General features: G+C 67.8%; 5 protein-coding genes. 3 read left to right on the forward strand and 2 right to left on the reverse strand.

Annotation, left to right across the window (positions count from 1 at the left end; translation table 11 throughout):
* Window positions 1-413 precede the first annotated feature (413 nt).
* The 3 genes from ACFV2J_RS42350 to ACFV2J_RS42360 all read left to right on the forward strand — a co-directional run bounded on the left by ACFV2J_RS42350 (window position 414) and on the right by ACFV2J_RS42360 (window position 2,831).
* The gene (locus ACFV2J_RS42350; RefSeq protein ID WP_385096163.1) at window positions 414-632 is read left to right on the forward strand and encodes a hypothetical protein; all 219 of its coding nucleotides are present in this window, start codon (window positions 414-416) and stop codon (window positions 630-632) included.
* A gap of 13 nt (window positions 633-645) precedes the next feature.
* Complete coding sequence (locus ACFV2J_RS42355) at window positions 646-1,029, forward strand: hypothetical protein (protein WP_385096159.1); 384 nt, start codon at window positions 646-648, stop codon at window positions 1,027-1,029.
* Between the two features lie 548 nt (window positions 1,030-1,577).
* Window positions 1,578-2,831, forward strand: coding sequence for a hypothetical protein (locus ACFV2J_RS42360; RefSeq protein ID WP_385443814.1), 1,254 nt, complete (start codon window positions 1,578-1,580; stop codon window positions 2,829-2,831).
* A gap of 762 nt (window positions 2,832-3,593) precedes the next feature.
* Here the strand turns inward: ACFV2J_RS42360 and ACFV2J_RS42365 are convergent.
* Together ACFV2J_RS42365 and ACFV2J_RS42370 are read right to left on the reverse strand one after the other, a co-directional pair.
* Complete coding sequence (locus ACFV2J_RS42365) at window positions 3,594-4,076, reverse strand: AAA family ATPase (RefSeq protein WP_385096153.1); 483 nt, start codon at window positions 4,074-4,076, stop codon at window positions 3,594-3,596.
* Window positions 4,077-4,502: 426 nt separating this feature from the next.
* On the reverse strand, window positions 4,503-4,838 hold the full coding sequence (locus tag ACFV2J_RS42370) for a hypothetical protein (protein ID WP_385096150.1): 336 nt from the start codon (window positions 4,836-4,838) through the stop codon (window positions 4,503-4,505).
* Between the last annotated feature and the right edge of the window lie 150 nt (window positions 4,839-4,988).

A 4,988-nucleotide genomic window follows, 5' to 3' on the forward strand; every position in this document is an offset into this window, starting at 1 on the left:
GTGGCATGAGCTAAAATCTCCGCCTCCTGTGGCACGGAAGCCCCGGCCGTTTGAATCAGCCGGGGCTTCCGTGCCTCCGTAGCCGCCACGAGCCCGTCCCCCCGGAAGAGCTGACTACTCCCCCACCACCCACACCGCCAACCCCCGCACAGCTCTCGCAGTTCCTACGCCAGCTCGGCAAGAATCGAGGGATCTCACGAAGTGCGGACCAGCACAGGCAGTTCCAAACCGACCCTGACTCACTCGCCGGCAATCATTGACTGGAAATACCGCATATCATTTGCAGATATTCGAGAAGGCCGGGAACAAGAAGTCGCGGGTGAACAACCACATCCCGCTCAACGGATAGTCACCAGTCCAGGTGTTCCAGACGGCCACACGCCGCCCGGAACACCTCGACCCAGGAAGTCATCATGATCAAGCTGGAAACGCTGGGCCGCATCGCCTCAGGCGACGAGCAGGGTCGCTATGTATACATTCAGGAACTCGCGGACGACCCGCCGAGTTACCTGGTCCTGACCGCTGCGGACCCCACCTTGAAAGTGGCGGGGGGAGACGAATGGGTGGAGGACTTTGCTTCTCTGAAGCAGTTCTTCAAGGAGGGCAGTTGGGTCGTCGAATGGTCATCGTGAGCTGGCCGCGGACGTGAAGGACTGGGAGGACGACGAGTACTGCCTCTACATCAACGGAGGCGAGGGCTCAGACCTGTGGAGCCTGCTGGCGGACTGGTCCGAGAGCGAGGACGAGCAGGAGTGGTTGCGGCACATCCCGCGCTTCTCCCGGCTGATCCGCTGCTGGCAGCCGCTCGGCTTCATCAAGGTGTTCCTGTCGGACGTGTGGCCGGCCGGCCACACCGGTGTGGAAGTCTGCGGGCAGGAGTTGGACGAGCTCCTCGCGGACCCCAGCAGTTGGAAGTACACCGAGGAGCCCGCCCGCTGGATCTGTGTCGCCGCCGGCGATCGCGACATCCAGGAGCTCGAGGACGGCATGTGCGATCAGGCCGGCGAACGTCATCGGGCCGTCCCCTGAAGCGGCAGATCCAGCCGCGGACCGAGTCCTCGGCGCGTCCCAGGATGGGCGCCACCTGCTGGTGCCCATTCCCAGGGCCGCTATCTCGGACCCGCCTCGATCACCTCGGCCGCGTCCGACCGGCGCGGCCAGATCGCCTCCGGCAGCAGCACGTGAGTGACCAGGCAGCCCGAACACTACGACCAGCGAGAACGCACGAAAAACGGGCCCCGAGATCACCGCGTACTGCCGGGGGCCGGCTATGCCCCCACGGCGCGAGGACCCCCATGCACGACGGGTTTTTCAACCTCCATACTCTCGACACTGATGATCCTTTGGCCGGGAGGCCAGGAGCTCGGAAGGACAGGGGGCCCGGTAGGCGGGGGCCGCGGCACGGGCGACCGGGTCAATGCGGATACCGGTACGTATTCCACGGTACTCACGTCGGCCGATGGGACCCGGTGGCTCAGCCGTGCAACTGTTCGGGGGCGGCAGGAGTCTAGCGATGGCAGTGGTGTTCTCTCGGAGGACACCTCCCGTTCGCCCGCGCTCCGACAGAGGTCCTCTCCATGCCGATGCCCCCACACCACCGTCGCGCCTCCCGTGCCGCTGTTGCCGCCCTTGGCGCCGCCGGCCTGATCGCGCTGGCCGCGGCTCCCGCCGCCTTCGCCGACGACACAGCACCCGAACTGACCGTCGGAGGCGTCAAGCCGATCAGCGGGGTGAAACCGGGGAGCACCTTCGACGTGTCGGCCACCGTGGCGAACAAGGGCACCGGAGCCGCCGAGAAGGTGTGGGTCACCTACGCAGTCACCCGGGGACTCGACTTCGCAGAGGTTCCCTCCAACTGCTGGACCCAGCGTGTCCGGCCCTACGACGAGATGCCCGAGAGGCTGACCGCAGTGTGCGGGTTCGACCAGGCGGTGGAACCGGGCGTCGCCTACACGACCGACAGGCCGTTCCGGGTCACCGCACTGGACCGCGCGTTCCACGACGAGCTGCGCCTGCGGGTCGGGGCTGACGAGCCGGGGCCGGACGACAACGGCTCTGAGCCGGTGACGGGAACCGCGCCCGCGCTGAAACTGGTCGAGAGGCAGGCCGGGGGTGAGGGGACCAAGCAGGTCGTCGACGTGCCCGTCACCTCCGTCAACACGGCCGACTACCAGGTGACGGGTGCCGCGCTGAAAGGGCGCCTCGGTGACACGGTTCCGATGAAGGTGGAGTTTCACAACGCCGGGCCCGCCTGGATCATGCCCCGGCTGGGGGACCAGCCCGTGAGCGTCGTGATCACGCCGCCCGCCGGAACGTCGGTCGTCAAGACCGCCTCGTTCTGCCGGGCCCAGGGGCAGGCCTACCACTGCGGCATGAGAGCGCCGGCTCTCAACGAGGACGGCCAGGAGACCTACACCTTCCAGCTGAAGATCGACAAGCGCGTGGCGCACGCCAACGGCTCGGTGGCGCTGAGCACCGAGGCGCGGCCGTTCGACCCGGACAAGACCAACGACAGGGCCGACATCACGCTGGACGTTACGGGAGGGGGGTCGACCGGCTCGACGGGCGGATCGTCGGAAGGCTCCTCCAGCGGCTCGACCGGCGGCTCGGGAGGCTCCGCGGGCGGTTCGACCGGCGGGCTGGGAGGGTCGACGGGAGGTTCCATCGGCGGAGGGTCCGGCTCCATCGGCGGTTCGTCGTCGACCGGAGGCAGCCTGGCGGCGACCGGGTCCTCGGCGCTGCCGGTCACGGGCGTGGCCGTCGCGGCGGTGGTCACGGGCGCGGGCACGCTGATCGTCGTGCGCCGCCGCCGTGGGCAGCACCTGAACTGACGGCCGTCCCAGACGGCGCGCCCGGCACCTCGGGAGCTCTCACGCGGGACCGGCACCGGGCGGCCGACCGGCACCGCAACCCTGCCGGTGCGTGACCGGTGTGGCAGGGGCCGGTCCCCGCCGATGCGCGGCACGGGATACCAGGAGAGAGTCGTCCGTGGATGGGGGAAGCCTTTGCTGCTTCTGCCGCGCAGTGTGGCAGCCAAGCACTCTGGCGCGAGTTCCTCAGCTGAGGAACGAGGGCACCTGGCAGCCTGGCAGAACGGCAGCGGGTCAACGGCTCGACGCATTCACCTGCCTTAGGCCACGACAGCTCGTCACATTCTCCGGCCTCACGATCGGCACCTACCACGCCTTCGCGGTCTGACACTGCCCGAAGGAGCAACACGGTCCGGCCGACTGGTGGCACCGCCTGACAACACGCCGAACCCGTCAGCAAATCACCCCACGCAGAGCAAAGAGCGCCATTGGCGTGGAGGGAGAGGGAGCAGGATCCCGGTGCGGCCGTCCACCGTGCGCCGCTTCCCCTCCATCGTCTTCACCGTCCTCAACACCTGACACCCTTCGCCCCGTCCTGCTCTGACACACCAACCACACAGCCGCCGCGGACTTCCGTCTCGGCCAGGTGCATGCTGTCCGCATCCCGCCATGGGAGGCTCACCGCACCTGCGCTTCCGGCCCGTCTCTCTCATGGCGTGCCCATGCGGTGGCAGGCAGCAGCGCCACAGCTGGCCACCACGTGGCACACCCTCCCGACGGTAGTCAGAACGAACCCGGCTCGATGATCTCTTCGTCTTCGTCATGAGGGGGCTCGAACCGGGCGTAGAAGTCCTCGAGCGCTACCGGAGTGACTGTCAGCGCGTTTGCGTCCTCGCGCCGGTTGCGTACTTCCAGGCGCCGCAGCAACTCCTCGCGGGGCACCGGAAAGTACAACAGCCGTGGTCGACCGCCCGCCTCTCTGACGAGTTTCGTCCACTCTTCCCGCTCAGAGCGCAGCCACAGCCCATGGCCGAGCACCACGTCCTGTCCGACGCCGATCAGGGCAACCAACTCCGCGCGGACTTCGGAAACGACCGGCGCCTCCAGCTCAAAGTACCGGCGCTCGGGGTAATCGACACCGTAGCGGCCGTGCCGGACGTGCAAACGCTCGTCCACGGACAGCCTCACCACCCCGGCCGGCTCCAGCCGCCGCCGCGCGTACGTCGTCTTGCCCGACCCCGTCAGCCCCACCAGCAGATACACCACCGATCCCAACTTCCGGCCACGGGACTAACCAGACGCTGCCGCGCTCACCGAGCTCCTACTCCACTCCCAGACCTGATCCTGCGCCCCAGCGTGCCACGCTCCGCGCCGCCCGCGCGGCGTACGTCGCACCACCACGCTGGTGTCCGCCCTGCCACAAAGAGGAGGCTGCCCCGCGGGACGGGAGCCCGCAGATCCACGGCACCACCGGCACGAGCCACCGTCCCGCACGGTCGGGCCCACAGAAAACTCCAGGGGACGGAAGAATCGGGCCACCATCCACACCCCTCCGATTCTGCAAGGGCCAGTGCAGGCGTTTCGGCCATTCCGAAGGCTCAGCCGCTCCAAGCAGGACCTGGGATCGCGGGCCCGCAGCGCTCTCTCACACCTGCGATTACGGGCTTCCGAGCACGACCGAATGACGTGCAGTTATCTAACGGCGTTCTGGGGGTCGTCGTCGAGCGGTCCCCCGTGCCCGGACAAGGCTCGTGCGGTCGCCTCGGGGATACCGGCGGCCCGCAGATCCTCGTACTGCGCGCGACGCGCGTCCTTCTCGGCCGCGAGCAACTCGTCCACCCGGGCGTCGTGCTGCTGCCTCATCTCGGCACGCATCTCCTCGTAGACCTCCGCCGTCACGTACTTCGCGCCATCAGGGAGTGCGGGCTCCAGCTCGCCGGAGACGACGATCCTTCCGAGGACGCCGTCCGGGAAGAGGACGTGCAGCGCGACCGGCTCCGGCTGCGGCAGATCGGGGGCTTCCAGCATGGCGTGCTCCTCACAGACTGACGATCATGGCCCGCAGGGCGAAGTGGATCTCGTACTAGGGTCCGTCTTCAAAGATCATCGGATGGTGGATCATGGCCAGGTGATACGTCGCCATGAACTCACCGACCTGGAGTGGGAGTTACTCGCTCC

Source organism: Streptomyces sp. NPDC059668, assembly GCF_042734135.1.
GTDB lineage: Bacteria > Actinomycetota > Actinomycetes > Streptomycetales > Streptomycetaceae > Streptomyces.

Excerpts from the sequence above, each read along its gene's own strand:
- ACFV2J_RS42350 (WP_385096163.1), top strand. The coding sequence starts at position 414 with ATGATCAAGCTGGAAACGCTGGGCCGCATCGCCTCAGGCGACGAGCAG.
- ACFV2J_RS42360 (WP_385443814.1), top strand. The coding sequence starts at position 1,578 with ATGCCGATGCCCCCACACCACCGTCGCGCCTCCCGTGCCGCTGTTGCC.
- ACFV2J_RS42370 (WP_385096150.1), bottom strand. The coding sequence starts at position 4,838 with ATGCTGGAAGCCCCCGATCTGCCGCAGCCGGAGCCGGTCGCGCTGCAC.